This is a genomic window from Herbiconiux sp., assembly GCF_004297105.1.
Classification (GTDB): domain Bacteria; phylum Actinomycetota; class Actinomycetes; order Actinomycetales; family Microbacteriaceae; genus Herbiconiux.
Map to the genome: position 1 here is coordinate 307,301 of NZ_SCVE01000018.1, position 15,713 is coordinate 323,013.

A 15,713-nucleotide genomic window follows, 5' to 3' on the forward strand; every position below is an offset into this window, starting at 1 on the left:
TCGTGCGGGTCGGTGTTAGGGCGGTGGGGCGGTGAGTAGCTCGGCCCGATCGCTGAGGTACGCCCCCAGCTCGGTGAGATTGTCGTCGCCGGGTTGCCGGTTCCACCGCACCATCACGGTGTCGCCGCGGAGGGCGAGGAGGCCCTCCCCGGAGCGGATGCTCGCGACATCCAGGGGCACGGGCTCGGCGTCGAAGTTCACCGATTCGCCCTCGTCGAACCTGCCGTTGAAGGCAGCACGCCGGTAGTCGCGGCGCTCCTCAGCGCGCGCCGACTGGTTGGTGACCCTGCCCGGTTCGACGGCCCGGGTCAGCCGGCCGGCGGCGTAGAGCCGCCCGTCGGCATCGAGGAGCAGCACGCCCAGACGCCATACCCGTGTGCGCGGCTGCATGACGGGCGAGCGACGGATACCCAGCACGGCCTTGCGCTCTTCGAACGAGGCCAGCGCTTCGGTGCGCGCCCCCGAGTCCTGGAGTGCGCGCACGGTTCGCCGCAGCAGGTCGCGGAGCTGACCGGCGATGAGCTCGTCGTGGGCGAGGCCGTCCATAGGGAGACGTTACTAGGCGAGGCGCGCGGGTCAAATTCGGCGCGGCGGGTCGGACCGCTATCGGTGCGAGCCGGCCGACCAGTGGCGGAAGACGGGGTCGGCCAGCCTGCGCACCGGGCGCGGGAGGTTCTGGCCGTGGCGGGCGAAGAGGTGGTCGCGGGAGTCGAAGGTGCCGAGATCGCGGCGGAGGAACCGGTGCAGACCGGAGGGGCCGCCTGCGGTCCAGGATGCCGCGCCGCGGGTGATCGCGTCGAACAGTGTCTCCGGCCCCTCGTTCGTGAAGGGCCCCGCCGCATTCGCTTCCGCATCAGCGTCTCCGGCGAACAGGTCGGAGGCGCTCAGCCACCCGTCGTCGAGCCGGAACTCGGGCCAGGCGATCACCACCAGATCGGGCAGGACGGGAGCCAGCACCCCGAAGCGCGCCGCCCAGAACCTGCCGTCGACCAGGAGCCCGCGCGATCGCGTCACGATTCCCTGCCCCCGGGCCACGGCCTCGAGTACCGCGAGCCGCTGGCTGCACGATCCTCGCCCACGACGCAGCGTGGTCGACGCCGGCTGCAGCTCGTCGATCCCGTAGACGGGACGGGTGAGCCGACCGATGGCGGCGTGCGCGCGGCGGAGGCGCACGCGAGGCGAGGGCGATCCCGGGAAGGATGCGCCGATGAAGCGGGCGATCGCGGGCGACGGGAAGTCGAGGATCGGGGTCGGCGCCGATGAGCCCGCGGAACGCGCGGCACCGCCGAGAACGTGCACATCGCCGGCCAGCGCGGCCTGGAGCCTGCCGGTGGTGAGGAGACGGCCCATCATGGCCGCTCCACTCCGCGCCGCACACCGTCATCTCCGAGCCGTCGAGGTGTCGCCACCCGGACCAGCACGACCACGCCGCCCGCACCGCACACCGAGGCGTAGGCCGCGAACCAGAACAACGGCGCGCTCGCACCGAACCAGAGCAGCAGAAGACACGTGCTCGCGAGAGCCGCGGTGACCGCGCCGATCACGGATGTCGCGATGCCGCCGAACCGGGCCACCCACGCCGCCGCGAGCGCACCGCTCACGACCAACCCGACGAAAGCGCCGGCGATCACCCCGACACCGACCGCGATCACCCCCTCCAGCAGGGCGAAGCCGAGCCACGACCCGAAGCCGGATCCGCGGAGCTGATACGCCTGCGCGATCGTGTCGACCAGAGCGAACTGCGATCCGATGAGCGCACCCTGCGCCGCGCCGCCGGGAACGGCCAGCGCGGCCGATCCGAGCGACGAGGAGGAGCGGCGCGCTCCGCGGGGAGCGCGCCGCCCAGCCGGTGATGTCACACGCCGCCGCTTCCGCCGCCGGCGGTGTCAGCCACGCGCTGCCAGAACGTGAGCCAGGCGACGCCCGCCGCTTGCGCGTTCGCCGCATTGATGACCGGACCACGGTCGACCATCACCATGGCGTGCACGAAGAGGTGGAGGTAGCCGCCTGCATCGTTGTACCAGGAGAAGGTGATGGTCGATCCGCCACCGTCGAAGTGGCCGTAGGTGGCGACGAACTGCATGGCCCCGCCGCTCACGGTCTGCACGCGCACCGGCGCCGGCACCTTGACGAGCGAGAACGGGCTGGCGTTCAGGTTCATCACGGCGCCGTCGACCGGATAGGCGCGGGAGGCCCCGCTGATCGGGAAGGAGCAGTTGAAACAGCGGTGGAGGAGTGAATCGACGTCCCAGTCGTGCGCCTTCGGGTACCGCGCGTGGTAGCCGGGCAGCTTCGCCGAGAAGTCGTAGTCGTAGTACCAGGTGGGATCGAGCAGCACCGGGTACGCGGTGTCGGCGGAGAGCACCACGTGCTGCGTCAGGGTGGAGCCCGACCACTCGTAGCTCGTCTCGAGGGGAGTGCCGGAGGCATCCGTGGCCCAGGCGGCGCCGAGGGTGCCGATGTAGCGGCCCTCCGCGGTGGCCAGGAGGGTCAGGCCGTCGGCGACCGGGGTTGCCGTGAAGCCCTCGGGGAGGCCGACGTCGTAGGAGAACGACTCCCCCGCATCCGGCGACCCGAGAGCGGTGAGCAGGCGAACGCCGTTCGCGAGGGGCTGCACGAAGGAGGAGGCTCGGCCCTGGTCTCCCTGGGCATAGCTCGTGATGCCCTGGGCGACGACGGCCTGGCCGGAGGCGCCCACGATGCCGATCGACACGGGGAGGCCCGCGCCCTCGGTCTCGGCGGGCGTGAGCGCGATGGGGGCGGACGGATCGGCGGGCACGTCGATGCGCAACCCCGGGTGCCCCGTCTGCGCCTCGACGGAGGCGGTCTGCTCGGCTGTGGCGGGCTGCCGCGTCTGGGCGAGGAGGTCGGGTGCGAGCGCGCCGATCACGGCGATGGGATCGGAGATGGCCGGGGCGGGGCCGCCGGCACCGGAACCCGAGTGGGATGCAGCGGATGCCGGAACAGTGCCGGCGGTGACACACGCGATGGTCGCAACCACGGCAAGTGCGACGGGGACGAGCCGCAGCTTCGATCGTTGGAGACGAGACAACAGGGGACCTTTCATCGGATGGATTCGTCCCCCGACGACTGCCGCGAGCACAGCATATACACATATGGCGTTCGATACTCATGCTTTGCGAGCATTTCTCACCCGAGCCGTCGACGTCGCCCTCGCGAGTCGCGGATGTCGGCGGATGGCGGCAGGGTCGGAGCATGAGCCACGACACCGACAAAGAACTCCTGCACGGCTACCTGCGCGTGCGACGCGCCGACCTGCTCGCCAAGCTCGACGGGCTCGGCGAGTACGAGGTGAGGCGCCCGATGACACCCACGGGCACGAGCCTGCTCGGGCTCGTGAAGCACACCGCGAGCGTGCAGCACGACTATTTCGGTCTCGTGTTCGGTCGCCCGGGGCGCGCGCTCCCCTGGCTCGCCGAGGGCGCGGAGCCCGACGCCGACATGTGGGTGCCGGCGGATGAATCGCGCCAATCCATCATCGAGCTGCACGAGTTCTCGGCGGCGCACAGCGATGCCACGATCTCCGAGCTGCCGTGGGATGCGCGCGGCGAGGTGCCGTGGTGGCCCGAGGAGCGGCGCTCGGTCACGCTGCAGCAGATCCTCGTGCACATGTGCGTCGAGACGGCCCGGCACGCGGGGCACGCCGACATCATCCGCGAGCTCATCGACGGCGCCGTGGGCAACGGGCAGGGCGATCCCAACATCCCGGCCGGGCGAACCGCCGAGGAGTGGGCGGCCTACCGCGCCCGCATCGAGGAGGCGGCGCGGGCGGCCGCTAGCGCGGGTCGCAGTGGGTGAGGTCGGTCTCGGCGAGCGGATCGCCATCGGGGATGACGTAGGTCACGAGCAGCACCACGTTCTCCGTGCCCTCGTTCTTGCCCTCGTGCACGTAACCCGGGCCCTCGATGATCGAGTCGCCCGCCTCGTAGACGTGCACGCCTCCGGGATAGATCGGGGCGTAGTGCGTGAGCGTGCCCTGCTCCACGACGGCGATCAGTTGGCCGTCGTGGCAGTGCAGGCCCGTGCCGGCCCCGGGCTTCAGGGTGATGCGGCGGAACGCGACCTGGGTCGGGCCCGTCACCTCGACATCGACCGAGGCCTCCTGCTCGCCACGACCCAATTCCTCGACCACCACGGGGGCGTCGGTGGCGGGCGCGGTGGAAGTGGGGGTGGCGGTGGGCGACGACGGCGACGAGGAGGCCGAGGTCGCGAGCGACTCCGATGTGCTCGGTGCGGCGCATCCGCTCATCGTGAGAACGGCGATCAGCGCGAGCCCGATCGCGAGCCGCGGGAGAGGTCGGGTCTGAGTCACGGGAACCTCTTCGTCGGGGATGCGGTCGCGCAGAGTGGCGCGGTACGTCACCATGCTGGCAGCGGGAGCGCCCCGGTACAGGTCCGACGGCACCCCCATTTCGGGGCGGATCCGCATGATTCCGGGCCTCGCCGCATAACGACTCGGCCACGGCCACGGTGTTCACCGCGTGGTCGTGATCGACAACTGTGCCTGTCGCTTAGTCTGTCGCCACCGCAGCTCTGCGGCTGGAATCCTCGAAGGCGCACCGATGACCACGACCCGCGAACGGCTCGACCGGCGCAACCGGGTTGCCCGCATCCTCGTCATCGTGCTGGGTGTCGTCGTGGCGCTCGCCCTCGCGGCGGCCGCACTGGGGCTCTGGCTGCTGCCCCCGATGCTCGCCGACAGCCCGCGCGAGCGATTCTCGAGCGCCACCGAGATCACCCTGCAGACGGAGGCGACCACTCCCGTCAGCTCCTCCGCCCCCGCTGGCGCGTCCCCCCGGCCCGGATCCGGAGGGGCGCCGGAGTCGACGGCGACGACGACGACAGCCTGGACGGTGACGGCGAACGCCTCGATCGGTGCGGGATGGCTGGCGCTCGGCGTCGGACCGTTCCTTGACCCCTCCGTCGCGGTGTTCGTCTCCCCCGACGATGCCTACCGCGCCGATCTCGCCCTGCTTCCCTTACGGGGCACGAACCCCGACGACGCGCTCGCGACCTACCTCGCCGCCCACGACCTGGGCGACGCCTCGGCCGGAGCGGCCTGGAGTGAAGAGACCCTCACCTCGGGCCTCACCGTGCGCTACGCCGACGTCGCTCAGGGCGCCGACACCATCACGGTGGCGATGATCGAGCAGCCCGCCGCGGAGACCGATCCCTCCGCGCCGACCGGCCCTGATCCGGTTGCCGACCCCTCTGCATCCACCGACCCGCCGACCGCCGACACGGGCGCCACGCCCGCCACCCGCGCCACCACCGCACCGGCGGTCGTCATCCTGCGGGCCACCGTCGACTCGGCCGACGCCGCCCGCTACCGTCCGGTCACCGCCGATCTCGCCGCCTCCGTGACCCTCACCACCACGATGGGGCCCGCATCGTGATCCGCCTCGATCGCGCGCTGACGATGGCGGCCGTGGCCGCTCTGGCAGCAGCCCTGGCGCTGGCCGGATGCACGAGCATCCCGCCCGCTCCCGCGTGGTCGCCCCGCGCGGCCGACCCCGCCGCCCTCGAACTCGGCACCGGCGAGGTCACCGCCACCCCACCGGGCACCCCGGATGCCGGCATCGACCCGTCGGCGACCGACCCCGCCAGCACACAGCCCGCCACGCCCTCTCCCGCGACTCCCGCCGCTCCCGCCGCTGAGCCCGCCATCACCACCCCGCCGGCCGTCTCCGGCCTCGACGTGAGGCTGCTCTCGAACGCCGACCCGGCATCGCCCGTCGGCGCGCGCTGGGGCGAGATCCCCGGCAACCAGCCCTTCACCCAACTGCTCCGCGACCGCGTGACCGCCGCCATCGCCGAGCACGCCGCGCTGACCGGCACCCCGTATCGGCCCGCGGCGAACGCCCCGGCGATCCCTCCCGAGCAGCGCGGCTGCGTGCCCGGTTCCACCACCCGTCCGGCCGAGGAGCTCATCGCCGATCCCGCATTCACCCCGCCCTCGCCCAACGGCGCACCGACCCTCACGGTGACCTGCGAGATCGTGGCCGCAGCGGGCTCGATCCTGGTGGAGGCACTGCGGGTGACCACCGCCACCGGCGGCCAGATCACGGCCGACCAGACCACGATCTACTACGCCGAGACCTCGGGCGCCTTCGTCACGACGAGCGACACCCTCATCAGCGACGACGGACTGCGCGCCCTGCTCCCCCAGATCGTGCAGTCGCTCAAGGTGCGCGCCGGCGCACTGCAGCCGGCGATGACCGAGAGCATGGACGACTTCCCGATCGAGCAGTTGAGAGCACTCTTCGCCCACTTCTCCTTCGCCGCCGACGGCGCACTCGTGCTGCACCTCCCCGACGATTTCAGCACCCCCGAACTCGACCGCCTGGCCGGTGCCGCCACGGCCCGCCCGAACCCCTTCTTCGTCACGGTTCCGGCCGCGACGGCCACCGGCTACCTGAGCGAGCAGGGTCGCCAGGTGCAGGCGGTGCTCGCATCCGGAGCCGCCGTCACGCTGCCGGCCGCCCCCTGGCGCGGCCAGGAGAGCATCGATTGCGGCCTCTTCGCCTGCGTGGCCGTGACGTTCGACGACGGCCCGGGCGAGTTCACGGATCAGGTGCTCGACGACCTCGATGCCCGCCGTGCAGCCGCGACCTTCTTCGTGCAGGGCTATCGGGTGGTGCAGCACACGGGCACGATGGCCCGGATGAGTGCCGAAGGCCACGAGATCGGCAACCACACGTGGAACCATCCCGACCTCACCAAGCTCACCGACGAGCAGATCAAAGACCAGCTCGAGCGCACCAGCAGCGCGGTGAAGGCCGCCACCGGCTCGCGGCCCACCACCTTCCGGCCCCCGTACGGCGCGGTCGACCAGCGAGTGCTGGCGCAGACCTCGCTGCCCGCCATCCTCTGGACGATCGACACCAACGACTGGCAGATCCCGGATGACGCCACGCTGCTCGCCCGAGCGGTCGACGGCGCGAACCCCGGCTCGATCGTGCTGCTGCACGACGTGCACGACAACACCGCGCGCATGACGCCCGCCATCCTCGACGGGCTTCTCGGCCGCGGATTCACCCTGGTGACCGTGCAGCAGCTCCTCGGCGGCTCCCTGCCGGCGCCCCACACCACGACTTCGCACGGCTGAGACCGGCAGGTCGAAGACACCGAGCCGGACGAGAAAGTCGGGGTCTTCGACATCGACGCCGCAGACGCCGCCGAGTGGAAGGCCGAGGATTTCGCCTCGCGGAGGACCTGACGTCAGGTTCTCTCGGCAGGAAGTGCCGAATCGATTCGCCGGATGAAGTCGTTCGCCCAGTCTGCGGCAGCTGCAACATCCGGGAGAACCTCCACCCCGGCAGCTGACGCTTCGTAAAGAGTGTCCCAGTTGTCGTTCACGACGACGGTGGGCGGCCACTCGTGCCCACCGCGGTATGTGAACAGGCGTGAGCATGTCTCGCGCACCAAGGTGAGGTCGAGATCCTCTTCGCGTTCGAGCAGCTGCAGGTCGATGAGATCATGCGCGCGCTCGCTGCCGGTGCCGGTCGCCGCGTGGAGCTTCTGCGCAATCTGGTGGTCGCTCCGCATCACGCTGACGGGCTCCGGGCGGGGAAGCCCAACAGATTGGAACAGGTCCGCAAGGTCGTCCGCAAGTGCCGTTTCTGGCTCATCAGCGTCACCGATCTCATTGTGACCGAGCTCGAACTTAACGGTGCACCACGATTTGCCGAGGTAGTCGAGCTTCACATCGAAGGGTTGCATGACGTACGGAGTTGGGACATTTGCCGGCCTCGGGGCTGTGCGTTCGATGAGCCGTCCAGTGAATCCGGACCACCCCTGGCTCAACCGCTCCTCAAAAGCAGTGATGAACTCAGCCAGCGTTCCCGATCGAGCAGCATCGAGGTCTTTGGTGAACCGGGTGGCCCGGCCGTAGCGGAGCGCCATTGCGCTTCCACCCTTGATGGCCCCGATCGGGAGCATCTGGCCGACCACGACCAGCGCCATCCCGACGGTGCGCCTGTTCACCAATCCTTCATCACCCTCGATGTTCATGAGTCGCTGACGTAGCGAACTGACGTTCGCCGGGACAGTGTCGTATGTCATGCCGCCAGCGCCTCTCGCACACGTGACATCTCTGCCGTCGTGAGATATCCCTCTGCGCGCGCTTGGACGGCAGCTTCGAGGAGCCGTCCAGCCTGGACGCGGCCCTGACATTCGAGGAGTGCATCCACCACAGGCTGCGCCGCGATGCCCTCGTATACGGTCGGCTTCGCGTCCGCAGGGGCGGGGGTTAGTGCAATGCGCGCCGGCACCGTGCGCCGAGTGCGCTTCGGCGTCGCAACAGTGATGGTCCGGGGGTTCACATCCGCAAGCCCGAGAAGCGCGAGTACCGTCTCACCTCGCAGAAACGCACCTTCTCCCGCACGGAGTGTCGCCTCCGCATACTCGTCGAGGGGCGTGTGCGGGATGGTCTCATCGCGGTACAAACCGTAGGCGATGTGCGCGAACCTGTTGCGTGTGGCGAGCTTCACCAACTCGACATTGGGGACGCCAGCCCTCTCCGCCTCGCGCGTGGTGACGTAGCCGTAGTTGTCGGCGGCAATCATGTGCACGACATCGCGGTAGGTTGTCGAAGGCATGTCAAAACTATACCACTTTCGGTATAGTTTTGACATGCTGCGACATGAATTACGACCGCCGCGCAGAGAATCCGATGCCCGGACGGTCTGCGGTGATTGGCCGGATGATGGCCTTATAGAACCCACGTCGACCCGCGACCAGCTTGCGAGTGAGCAACGACCAAAGCATGCCCTTGCGAGCAGCGCGGGTTCGCCCTAACATACAACCAAATGGTTACACGAGAGTTGAGCGAGACCGAGACGGATGCGATCTTCCGCGCTCTGGCCGATTCCACCCGCCGCGACATCGTGCGGCGGGCCATCCTGCAGGAGCAGTCGATCTCGACGCTGGCCGAGCACTACTCGATGAGCTTCGCCGCGGTGCAGAAGCACGTCGCCGTGCTCGAGCGCTCGGCCATCATCGAGAAGCAGCGCCGCGGAAAGGAGCAGATCGTGCGCGCACGGCTCGACACGATCCGGCGCGCAGGCCGGCTGCTCGGCGAGTTCGAACAGCTCTGGCGCGGCCGGCTGCAGCGCATCGACGACCTGCTCCGCGACGAGCCGATCCGCGACGAGCCGCCCACCGACGCGCCGCCCACCGACGCCCCGCCCACCGACGACCCCTCCGGCAACCAGCCAGCACGTGAAGATCCACCCCGGAAAGGACACCCCTCATGACCGTCATCAGCTCACACAAAGACCCCGAGGCACTCACCCTCACCTTCGTGGCCGAGTTCGACGCCCCCGTCGAGCGCGTCTGGCAGGTGTGGGAAGACCCCCGTCAGCTCGAACGCTGGTGGGGTCCGCCCACCTGGCCCGCCACCTTCACCCACCACGACTTCGTGGTCGGTGGGGAGTCGCACTACTTCATGACCGGTCCCGACGGCACACGGGGGTACGGCTGGTGGCGCAGCACGGCCATCGACGCGCCCACCCGGTACGAGTTCGAGGACGGGTTCTCCGACGAGAACGCGGTGCCGATCGCCGACGGACCGGTCGGCCGGATGGCGGTCACCATCGAGCCATCCGGATCCGGCTGCCGCATGACCACCACGAGCCACTTCGACTCGCTCGACGACCTCGACAAGCTCGTCGCGATGGGCATGGAAGAGGGCATGAAGCAGGCGCAGGGCCAGATCGACGACATCGTCGCCTCCGCCTGACACGCGGCCCCGCGTGAGCCCATCGGAGCCGGCGGGTTGGTTGTAGACACAACCAATCGCTGCAGTACGGTGGAGACATGACCGAGCCGCTCACCGTGTCCGCCGCGATCACCTCCTGGGGCGGCGGGCCCGCTCCTGCCGACACCCGGCGGGTGGTGGTGATGATGCACGGCTACGGTTCGAACGAGGCCGACCTGGCTTCGCTCGCCCCCGCGCTCCCCCGCGGGCTCGCGTGGGCGAGTCTGCGCGCGCCCTTGACGCTCGCGCCGGGGTCGTACTCCTGGTTCCCCCTCACGGTTCCCGGCAATCCGCAGCCCGAGCCGGTGCTCGCGGCCACCGAGGCCATCAGCGCGTGGATCGACGAAAACATCCCCGTCGGCGTCGGCGTGGTGTCGCTCGGGTTCTCGCAGGGCGGCCTGATGGCCTCGCAGCTGCTCCGCGCCGTTCCGCGCCGGGTGGAGGCCACGGTGATCCTCGGCGGTTTCGTTCTCGCGAGCCCGCTGCCGGGAGACGACGCGCTGGCCGACGACCGGCCGCCCGTGTTCGACGGCCGCGGAGCATCCGACACCGTCATCGCCGCCGACGCCGTGGCGCGCGCGCACGACTGGCTGCCCGGGCACTCCACCCTCACCGAACGGATCTACCCGGGCCTCGGCCACGGCATCGACGCGACCGAGCTGGCCGACGTCGTGGCCTTCCTCGAGGCGCTCCCGAACCCATGAACGGCGGCGAGGCGGCGGGCACGGGCGCGGTGATCGATCCGCTCTGCCATCCGGTGACGGATGCGCTGGGCGACCTGCTCGCCACGGTGCGCCGCATCGACCCGGCCGGCGAACTCGCCGACTACATCCCCGAGCTGGCTCGTGTCGACGCCAACGGCTTCGGCATCGCCGCCACCGCCACGAGTGGACACAGCTATGCCGCAGGTGACGCCGATCGCCTCTTCACCATCCAGTCGGTGTCGAAGCCCTTCGTCTACGCCCTCGCCCTCGAGGCGCTCGGCCGCGAGGCGGTGCTCGAGCGCGTCGGCGTCGAGCCGAGCGGCGAACCCTTCAACGCCATCAGCTTCGACCAGATCGGCCGGCCCGCGAACCCCATGATCAACGCGGGGGCGATCGTCGCCACCTCGCTCATCCCCGCCGCGGATGCCGAGGAGCGCTTCGCCGTCATCCGCGCCGGCCTCTCGGCGTTCGCCGGCCGGCCGCTCGATCTCGCCCACGACGTCTACGAGTCCGAGTCGGCGACCGGCGACCGCAATCGCGGCCTCGCCCATCTGGCCCGCGCGAGCGGCATGCTCGGCAGCACGGTAGCCGACGCCGTCGAGCCCTACTTCCAGCAGTGCTCGCTGCTCGTCGACACCGGCGACCTCGCGATGATGGCGGCGACCCTCGCGAACGGCGGCGAGCATCCGCTGACCGGTGAACGCGTGGTCGCCGAGGCCGTGGCCCGCGATGTGCTCTCGGTGATGGCCAGCTGCGGCATGTACGACCGTTCGGGCGACTGGATGTTCCGCGTGGGCATGCCCGCGAAATCCGGTGTCGGCGGCGGCATCGTGGCGGTCACACCCGGCCAGTACGGCATCGGCGTGTACAGCCCGCCGCTCGACTCGGCGGGCAACAGCAGCCGCGGCGTGGCCGCGCTGCAGCTGCTGTCGGCCGAGTTCGGGCTGCACATGCTCGACCGGCCGCGCGAGTCGGTGTCGGCGGTGGAGAGCATCCGCACCGACGCGGCGACCGGCGCGATCACGGTCGAGGTGCGGGGCGAGATCGACTTCGTGGCGGCCGAGCAGATCGTCTACGCCGCCATGGAGGCGGTGGGCGGCGATGGCTCGGGGACGCACACCGGAACGGAGACGGCCGCCCTCGTGATCGACCTCGGCTCTGCCACCCGAGCCACCCCGGTCGCCGCCCGTCTGATGCGCGCGATGGCCGGGGATGCAGGCACGCGCGGCTACCGCATCTCGGTGCGGGATCCGGCCGGTATCCTGGTGCCATGAGTGATTCGAAAGGCGCCGACGCCCGCGACGCGGACGAGGGTTCGGGCGAGGAGGTCGACACGTTCGACAGGAAGCTCGAGGGCTTCATCCACGAGTACATCGCCGACGCGCGCCCCACCGACGGGCCCGCTCCCGGCGCCTGATTCGTCGCGCCCGCGGAGCCCGCGCCCTCAGTCGCGCAAGAACGGCTCCTGTCGGTAGCCCGTGCCGTCGGCCACCACCACGGTCGACTCCGGCACCTCGATGAACGCCCCGGGCAGATCGGTGAGCGGCTCCGACACGATCACCCGCGCGCCGCGCCCGAACACCTTCAACCGATCGATGTCGGGGTAGGTGGCCTGCAGCGTCTCGATGTCCTCGGAGTAGTACAGGGTGCGCGAGGCGTGCTCGCTCGAGTAGCGGAATGCCCACACGGTCGATCCGTCGCTCACCGCGAACGTGCCCTGAACCGGGTTCGGCACGCTCAAGCGCGCTCCGATGGCCTCGATCTCGCGAAGCGTCACGGCCATGGCCGCCTCGGGATCCTCGCGCAGCCCCCGGCTCAGCGCCAGGTAGAACACCGCCTCCGAATCCGTCGTGCCCCGGATGTCGCCGAACAGCGCCGGGTCGATGGCCAGCAGGATGTCGCGCTTCATCACCTCGAACTGACGGAGCCCGCCGTTGTGCATGAACATCCAGTTCTCGTGCCGGAACGGATGGCAGTTCGTCTGCTGGATCGGCGGCCCGGCGGCCGCGCGCACGTGCGCGAAGAACAGCGGGCTCTCGACGGCGTGCGCGATCTCGCTGAGGTTCTCGTCGAACCAGGCGGGCTCGATGCTGCGGAAGAGCGCGGGTGCCGTGCCGGGTGCAGTGTCGGCCGGGTACCACCCGATGCCGAACCCGTCGCCGTTCACGGTCTCCTTGCCGAGCGGCGAGTTGAGCGACTGCGCCACGAGGGAGTGCGGGGTGTCGAGCACGAGGGTGGCGGGATGCAGGGGCTCACCGCGATAGGCGATCCACCGGCACATGCGCTCACCTCCTCGGTGGCGCTGAGCCTATCCTGGTCTCCACGAGAGCGGGGGCGATCATGACCGGAGCGGCGGGTGGGCCGGCGGCGGCACCGGATGCCTCGCTGCTCGCGACCGCGGGGCGCTACGTGCCCGTGGGCCTCGCGCTGTTCGCCATCCAACTCGATTTCTTCTCGCTGAGTCTCGCGCTGCCCACCATCTCGAGGGACCTCGGGGTGCCGGTGACCGATCTGCAGTGGCTGCTGAGCGCCTACCTGCTGAGCCTCGGTGCCTCGTTCGTGCCCGCCGGGAAGGTGGGCGACCTCATCGGCCGCAAGCGCACTCTGATGATCGGGCTCGTGGTGTTCGGCGTCACCAGCCTGGTCTGCGGTCTCGCGTCCGACGTCGGCCTGCTCATCGGGTTCCGTGCCGCTCAGGGAATCGGCGCCGCGCTCATCATGCCGAACGCCTTCGCCCTCATGGGCGCGTCGCTCGATGAGGCCCATCGGGCGAAGGTGATGGGTCTCATGCTCGGCATCGCCGGCGTGGGCACCGCGCTCGGACCCGTGGTGGGCGGGGTGCTCGCCTCCACCGCCGGGTGGCGCTGGGTGTTCTTCATCAACCTGCCCGTGGCTCTCATCGCCGTTCTCGGCGCGCAGCGGCTCCACGAGTCGTACGGCACCGGGAGTCGCGGTTCCCTGCGAAGTCTCGACTGGCCGGGAGTCGTTCTCGTGATGGCGGGTCTCGCAGCTCTCAGCGTCGGTGTCGACGACGTGAGCACCTTCGGCATCGCGAGCCCGGCCACCTGGGGCCCGCTCGCCGCGGCCGTGCTTCTGCTCACGGCCTTCGCGCTCCGCGAGAGCCGGGCCGTCTCCCCGTTGGTCCGGCCCGCTCTGCTGCGCAATCGGGCCTACGTGGTTCTCGTCGTCGCGAGCACGGTCGCCAATGTGGGCCTGAACGTCGGCGTTCTGGTGGCGACCCTCGACCTGCAGTCGGTGCGCGGGTTGTCGGCCGGGGCATCCGGTCTCGTGTTCATGCTCGGGTCGATCGGCCTGGCGGTGGGCGGACCGGTCTCCGGATGGCTCACCGCACGTTTCGGGGCGCCCTGGGTGCTGTGCGGCGCCCTGGTGGTCGGTGCCGGCGCGCTCCTCGCACTGGCGGTGGCGCCCGATCTCGTTGTCTTCGTGATCGCCCTCGGCGTGACGGGCTTCGCCTGCGGCATGGGGTATTCGGTGTCGCAGATCGGCATCCCGGGCATCCTCGCGCCCGAGGAGGTGGGCGAGGGCAGCAGCCTGCTGCTCACGGTGCTCGTGTCGGTCGGCGGCATCGCCGTGGTGGCGGCCGGCGCGGTGATCGAGCTTCAGGGCCCGACGCCCACGACCGCCTCACTCGACTCGACCCTGCTCGGCACGGCGGCACTCCTCGGCGCGGTAGGCCTCACCACCCTCGTCTCCGCGGCGCTCCGCCGCCCCTGACCCCCTCCTCAGGACTTCTGGGGGCGCCAGGCTCGTTCGAAGGGGAGACGCCAGGCGTGCGGCGCGATCATCTGGTGGATCGCGTTCGGGCCCCAGGTGCCCGGGGCGTAGATCTTCACCGGCGGCGGGTCATCCAGCAGCGGCTGTGCGATCTCCCACAGGCGCTCGATGCCCTCGGCGGTGGTGAAGAGCGTGTGGTCGCCGCGCATGGCGTCGAGGATGAGGCGCTCGTAGGCCTCGAGCACGTCGCCCGCCCGCTCGTGGTCGTGCAACGCGAACTGCATCGAGAGCTTGTCGAGCTTCATGCCGGGGCCCGGCCGCTTGCCGTAGAACGACAGCGACACCTTCGAGGCGTCGGCGAGGTCGAACGTGAGGTGGTCGGGCCCGGACCGGCCCACGCCCGAACCCGCGGGGAACATCGACTTGGGCGGCTCGTTGAAGGCGATCGAGATGATGCGCTGCCCCTCGGCGAGCTTCTTGCCGGTGCGCAGATAGAAGGGCACTCCGGCCCAGCGCCAGTTGTCGATCTCGGCTTTGAGCGCCACGAACGTCTCGGTGTCCGACTCGGGGTTCACCCCGGGCTCGTCACGGTAGCCGCCGTACTGGCCACGCACCACGTTCGCGGGGTCGAGCATCCGCATCGACCGGAACACCTTGTTCTTCTCCTCGGAGATCGCCCGCGGCTCGAGCGCGGTGGGCGGCTCCATGGCCATGAACGCGAGGATCTGGAAGAGGTGGGTCACCACCATGTCCTTGAAGGCGCCGGTCGACTCGTAGAAGCCTGCCCGGCGGTCGAGGCCGAGCGTCTCGGGCACGTCGATCTGCACGTGGTCGATGAAGTTGCGGTTCCAGATCGGCTCGAAGAGGCCGTTCGCGAACCGGAAGGCGAGGATGTTCTGCGCCGGCTCCTTGCCCAGGAAGTGGTCGATCCGGAAGATCTGCCGCTCGCCGAAGGTCTCGTGGAGCGTGCGGTTGACCTCGATCGCGGAGGTGAGATCGGTGCCGAACGGCTTCTCCATGATGATGCGGCTGTGCTCGACCAGCTTGGCGTCGTCCAGCGTCTGCACCGCGGCGAGCGCGGCTCGAGGCGGAACGCTCAGGTAGTGCAGCAGGCGCGCGCCCTCGCCGAGCGACTTCTGCGCGGCCCTGACGGCTTTGGCGAGTGCGGCCGGCCCCTCCTCCGACTTCACGTAGGTGACGCGGGAGGCGAACTCCTTCAGCTGTTCCGGGGTGAGCGGGCGGCTGCTGAACTCCGTGCAGGCCTCCACGGCATGCTGGCGGAACGACTCCTCCGTGTAGTCCTCGAGACTCGTGCCGACCACCCGGATGCTCGGGGCCAGCGACGAGAGGATGAGGTGGGCGAGGCCCGGCAGCAGCTTGCGCTTGGCCAGGTCGCCCGCGGCCCCGAACAGCACGATCACGTGCGGGGCGATGGTGGCGCTCAGGTCGAATTCGTCGACGTCGTCTGTTTTCGGGCTCACGAGGCGATAGTG

General features: G+C 70.1%; 18 protein-coding genes. 9 read left to right on the forward strand and 9 right to left on the reverse strand.

Annotation, left to right across the window (positions count from 1 at the left end; genetic code table 11):
• Positions 1–15 precede the first annotated feature (15 nt).
• From EPO52_RS15020 to EPO52_RS15035, 4 genes are read right to left on the reverse strand one after another with little or no spacing between them, the layout of a single operon-like run.
• Entirely contained in the window at positions 16–546 is a 531-nt protein-coding gene (locus tag EPO52_RS15020) for a hypothetical protein (protein ID WP_290807947.1), read from the reverse strand.
• 57 nt (positions 547–603) lie between these two features.
• Positions 604–1,353, reverse strand: a complete 750-nt coding sequence (locus EPO52_RS15025; RefSeq protein WP_290807950.1) for a hypothetical protein — start codon at positions 1,351–1,353, stop codon at positions 604–606.
• A complete protein-coding gene (locus EPO52_RS15030) occupies positions 1,350–1,859 on the reverse strand; it encodes a hypothetical protein (RefSeq protein ID WP_290807953.1) in 510 nt (169 codons plus the stop codon). Before EPO52_RS15030 ends, EPO52_RS15025 begins: the two co-directional genes overlap by 4 nt.
• Positions 1,856–3,067: a hypothetical protein gene (locus EPO52_RS15035; RefSeq protein ID WP_290807954.1), complete on the reverse strand. Its 1,212-nt coding sequence runs from the start codon at positions 3,065–3,067 to the stop codon at positions 1,856–1,858. Before EPO52_RS15035 ends, EPO52_RS15030 begins: the two co-directional genes overlap by 4 nt.
• A 149-nt stretch (positions 3,068–3,216) precedes the next feature.
• On the opposite strand from EPO52_RS15035, the gene EPO52_RS15040 reads away from it, so the two are divergent.
• Positions 3,217–3,819: a DinB family protein gene (locus EPO52_RS15040; RefSeq protein WP_290807956.1), complete on the forward strand. Its 603-nt coding sequence runs from the start codon at positions 3,217–3,219 to the stop codon at positions 3,817–3,819.
• Here the strand turns inward: EPO52_RS15040 and EPO52_RS15045 are convergent.
• Positions 3,797–4,387 carry a cupin domain-containing protein gene (locus EPO52_RS15045; protein ID WP_290807958.1) on the reverse strand — a complete coding sequence of 197 codons (591 nt, stop codon included), beginning with the start codon at positions 4,385–4,387 and terminating at the stop codon, positions 3,797–3,799. The two genes, EPO52_RS15040 and EPO52_RS15045, sit on opposite strands and share 23 nt — an antisense overlap.
• Positions 4,388–4,583: 196 nt before the next feature.
• Here EPO52_RS15045 and EPO52_RS15050 point away from each other — a divergent pair, with 196 nt between their 5' ends.
• Positions 4,584–5,417 carry a hypothetical protein gene (locus EPO52_RS15050; protein WP_290807961.1) on the forward strand — a complete coding sequence of 278 codons (834 nt, stop codon included), beginning with the start codon at positions 4,584–4,586 and terminating at the stop codon, positions 5,415–5,417.
• A complete protein-coding gene (locus EPO52_RS15055; RefSeq protein WP_290807963.1) occupies positions 5,414–7,129 on the forward strand; it encodes a polysaccharide deacetylase family protein in 1,716 nt (571 codons plus the stop codon). Before EPO52_RS15050 ends, EPO52_RS15055 begins: the two co-directional genes overlap by 4 nt.
• Positions 7,130–7,242: 113 nt before the next feature.
• Here the strand turns inward: EPO52_RS15055 and EPO52_RS15060 are convergent, their stop codons facing one another.
• Both EPO52_RS15060 and EPO52_RS15065 read right to left on the reverse strand, forming a co-directional pair.
• Entirely contained in the window at positions 7,243–8,085 is an 843-nt protein-coding gene (locus EPO52_RS15060; protein WP_290807965.1) for a nucleotidyl transferase AbiEii/AbiGii toxin family protein, read from the reverse strand.
• Entirely contained in the window at positions 8,082–8,621 is a 540-nt protein-coding gene (locus EPO52_RS15065) for a hypothetical protein (RefSeq protein ID WP_290807967.1), read from the reverse strand. Before EPO52_RS15065 ends, EPO52_RS15060 begins: the two co-directional genes overlap by 4 nt.
• Before the next feature lie 210 nt (positions 8,622–8,831).
• Here EPO52_RS15065 and EPO52_RS15070 point away from each other — a divergent pair, with 210 nt between their 5' ends.
• The 5 genes from EPO52_RS15070 to EPO52_RS15090 all read left to right on the forward strand — a co-directional run bounded on the left by EPO52_RS15070 (position 8,832) and on the right by EPO52_RS15090 (position 11,902).
• Complete coding sequence (locus tag EPO52_RS15070; protein WP_363340527.1) at positions 8,832–9,278, forward strand: ArsR family transcriptional regulator; 447 nt, start codon at positions 8,832–8,834, stop codon at positions 9,276–9,278.
• Positions 9,275–9,763, forward strand: coding sequence for an SRPBCC domain-containing protein (locus tag EPO52_RS15075; RefSeq protein WP_290807970.1), 489 nt, complete (start codon positions 9,275–9,277; stop codon positions 9,761–9,763). Before EPO52_RS15070 ends, EPO52_RS15075 begins: the two co-directional genes overlap by 4 nt.
• Before the next feature lie 77 nt (positions 9,764–9,840).
• Entirely contained in the window at positions 9,841–10,485 is a 645-nt protein-coding gene (locus EPO52_RS15080; protein WP_290807973.1) for a dienelactone hydrolase family protein, read from the forward strand.
• Positions 10,482–11,759 (forward strand): glutaminase A, encoded by a 1,278-nt coding sequence (gene glsA / locus EPO52_RS15085; RefSeq protein WP_290807976.1) that lies wholly within the window; start codon positions 10,482–10,484, stop codon positions 11,757–11,759. Before EPO52_RS15080 ends, glsA begins: the two co-directional genes overlap by 4 nt.
• Positions 11,756–11,902, forward strand: coding sequence for a hypothetical protein (locus EPO52_RS15090; protein WP_290807979.1), 147 nt, complete (start codon positions 11,756–11,758; stop codon positions 11,900–11,902). The genes glsA and EPO52_RS15090 overlap by 4 nt, the downstream gene beginning before the upstream one ends.
• A gap of 27 nt (positions 11,903–11,929) precedes the next feature.
• Here the strand turns inward: EPO52_RS15090 and EPO52_RS15095 are convergent, their stop codons facing one another.
• Positions 11,930–12,766, reverse strand: a complete 837-nt coding sequence (locus EPO52_RS15095; RefSeq protein WP_290807981.1) for a class II glutamine amidotransferase — start codon at positions 12,764–12,766, stop codon at positions 11,930–11,932.
• A gap of 59 nt (positions 12,767–12,825) precedes the next feature.
• On the opposite strand from EPO52_RS15095, the gene EPO52_RS15100 reads away from it, so the two are divergent.
• On the forward strand, positions 12,826–14,220 hold the full coding sequence (locus EPO52_RS15100) for an MFS transporter (RefSeq protein ID WP_290807984.1): 1,395 nt from the start codon (positions 12,826–12,828) through the stop codon (positions 14,218–14,220).
• Between the two features lie 8 nt (positions 14,221–14,228).
• Here the strand turns inward: EPO52_RS15100 and zwf are convergent, their stop codons facing one another.
• Positions 14,229–15,701, reverse strand: a complete 1,473-nt coding sequence (zwf, locus tag EPO52_RS15105) for a glucose-6-phosphate dehydrogenase (RefSeq protein ID WP_290807987.1) — start codon at positions 15,699–15,701, stop codon at positions 14,229–14,231.
• Between the last annotated feature and the right edge of the window lie 12 nt (positions 15,702–15,713).

What these genes read in the sequence shown, in the direction of transcription:
- EPO52_RS15045 (WP_290807958.1), bottom strand. Translation starts at nt 4,387, where the DNA reads ATGGTGACGTACCGCGCCACTCTGCGCGACCGCATCCCCGACGAAGAG.
- EPO52_RS15075 (WP_290807970.1), top strand. Translation starts at nt 9,275, where the DNA reads ATGACCGTCATCAGCTCACACAAAGACCCCGAGGCACTCACCCTCACC.
- EPO52_RS15080 (WP_290807973.1), top strand. Translation starts at nt 9,841, where the DNA reads ATGACCGAGCCGCTCACCGTGTCCGCCGCGATCACCTCCTGGGGCGGC.
- EPO52_RS15060 (WP_290807965.1), bottom strand. Translation starts at nt 8,085, where the DNA reads ATGACATACGACACTGTCCCGGCGAACGTCAGTTCGCTACGTCAGCGA.
- EPO52_RS15020 (WP_290807947.1), bottom strand. Translation starts at nt 546, where the DNA reads ATGGACGGCCTCGCCCACGACGAGCTCATCGCCGGTCAGCTCCGCGAC.
- EPO52_RS15100 (WP_290807984.1), top strand. Translation starts at nt 12,826, where the DNA reads ATGACCGGAGCGGCGGGTGGGCCGGCGGCGGCACCGGATGCCTCGCTG.
- EPO52_RS15040 (WP_290807956.1), top strand. Translation starts at nt 3,217, where the DNA reads ATGAGCCACGACACCGACAAAGAACTCCTGCACGGCTACCTGCGCGTG.
- EPO52_RS15025 (WP_290807950.1), bottom strand. Translation starts at nt 1,353, where the DNA reads ATGATGGGCCGTCTCCTCACCACCGGCAGGCTCCAGGCCGCGCTGGCC.
- EPO52_RS15070 (WP_363340527.1), top strand. Translation starts at nt 8,832, where the DNA reads ATGGTTACACGAGAGTTGAGCGAGACCGAGACGGATGCGATCTTCCGC.
- EPO52_RS15035 (WP_290807954.1), bottom strand. Translation starts at nt 3,067, where the DNA reads ATGAAAGGTCCCCTGTTGTCTCGTCTCCAACGATCGAAGCTGCGGCTC.
- glsA (WP_290807976.1), top strand. Translation starts at nt 10,482, where the DNA reads ATGAACGGCGGCGAGGCGGCGGGCACGGGCGCGGTGATCGATCCGCTC.
- EPO52_RS15095 (WP_290807981.1), bottom strand. Translation starts at nt 12,766, where the DNA reads ATGTGCCGGTGGATCGCCTATCGCGGTGAGCCCCTGCATCCCGCCACC.
- EPO52_RS15065 (WP_290807967.1), bottom strand. Translation starts at nt 8,621, where the DNA reads ATGCCTTCGACAACCTACCGCGATGTCGTGCACATGATTGCCGCCGAC.
- EPO52_RS15090 (WP_290807979.1), top strand. Translation starts at nt 11,756, where the DNA reads ATGAGTGATTCGAAAGGCGCCGACGCCCGCGACGCGGACGAGGGTTCG.
- EPO52_RS15050 (WP_290807961.1), top strand. Translation starts at nt 4,584, where the DNA reads ATGACCACGACCCGCGAACGGCTCGACCGGCGCAACCGGGTTGCCCGC.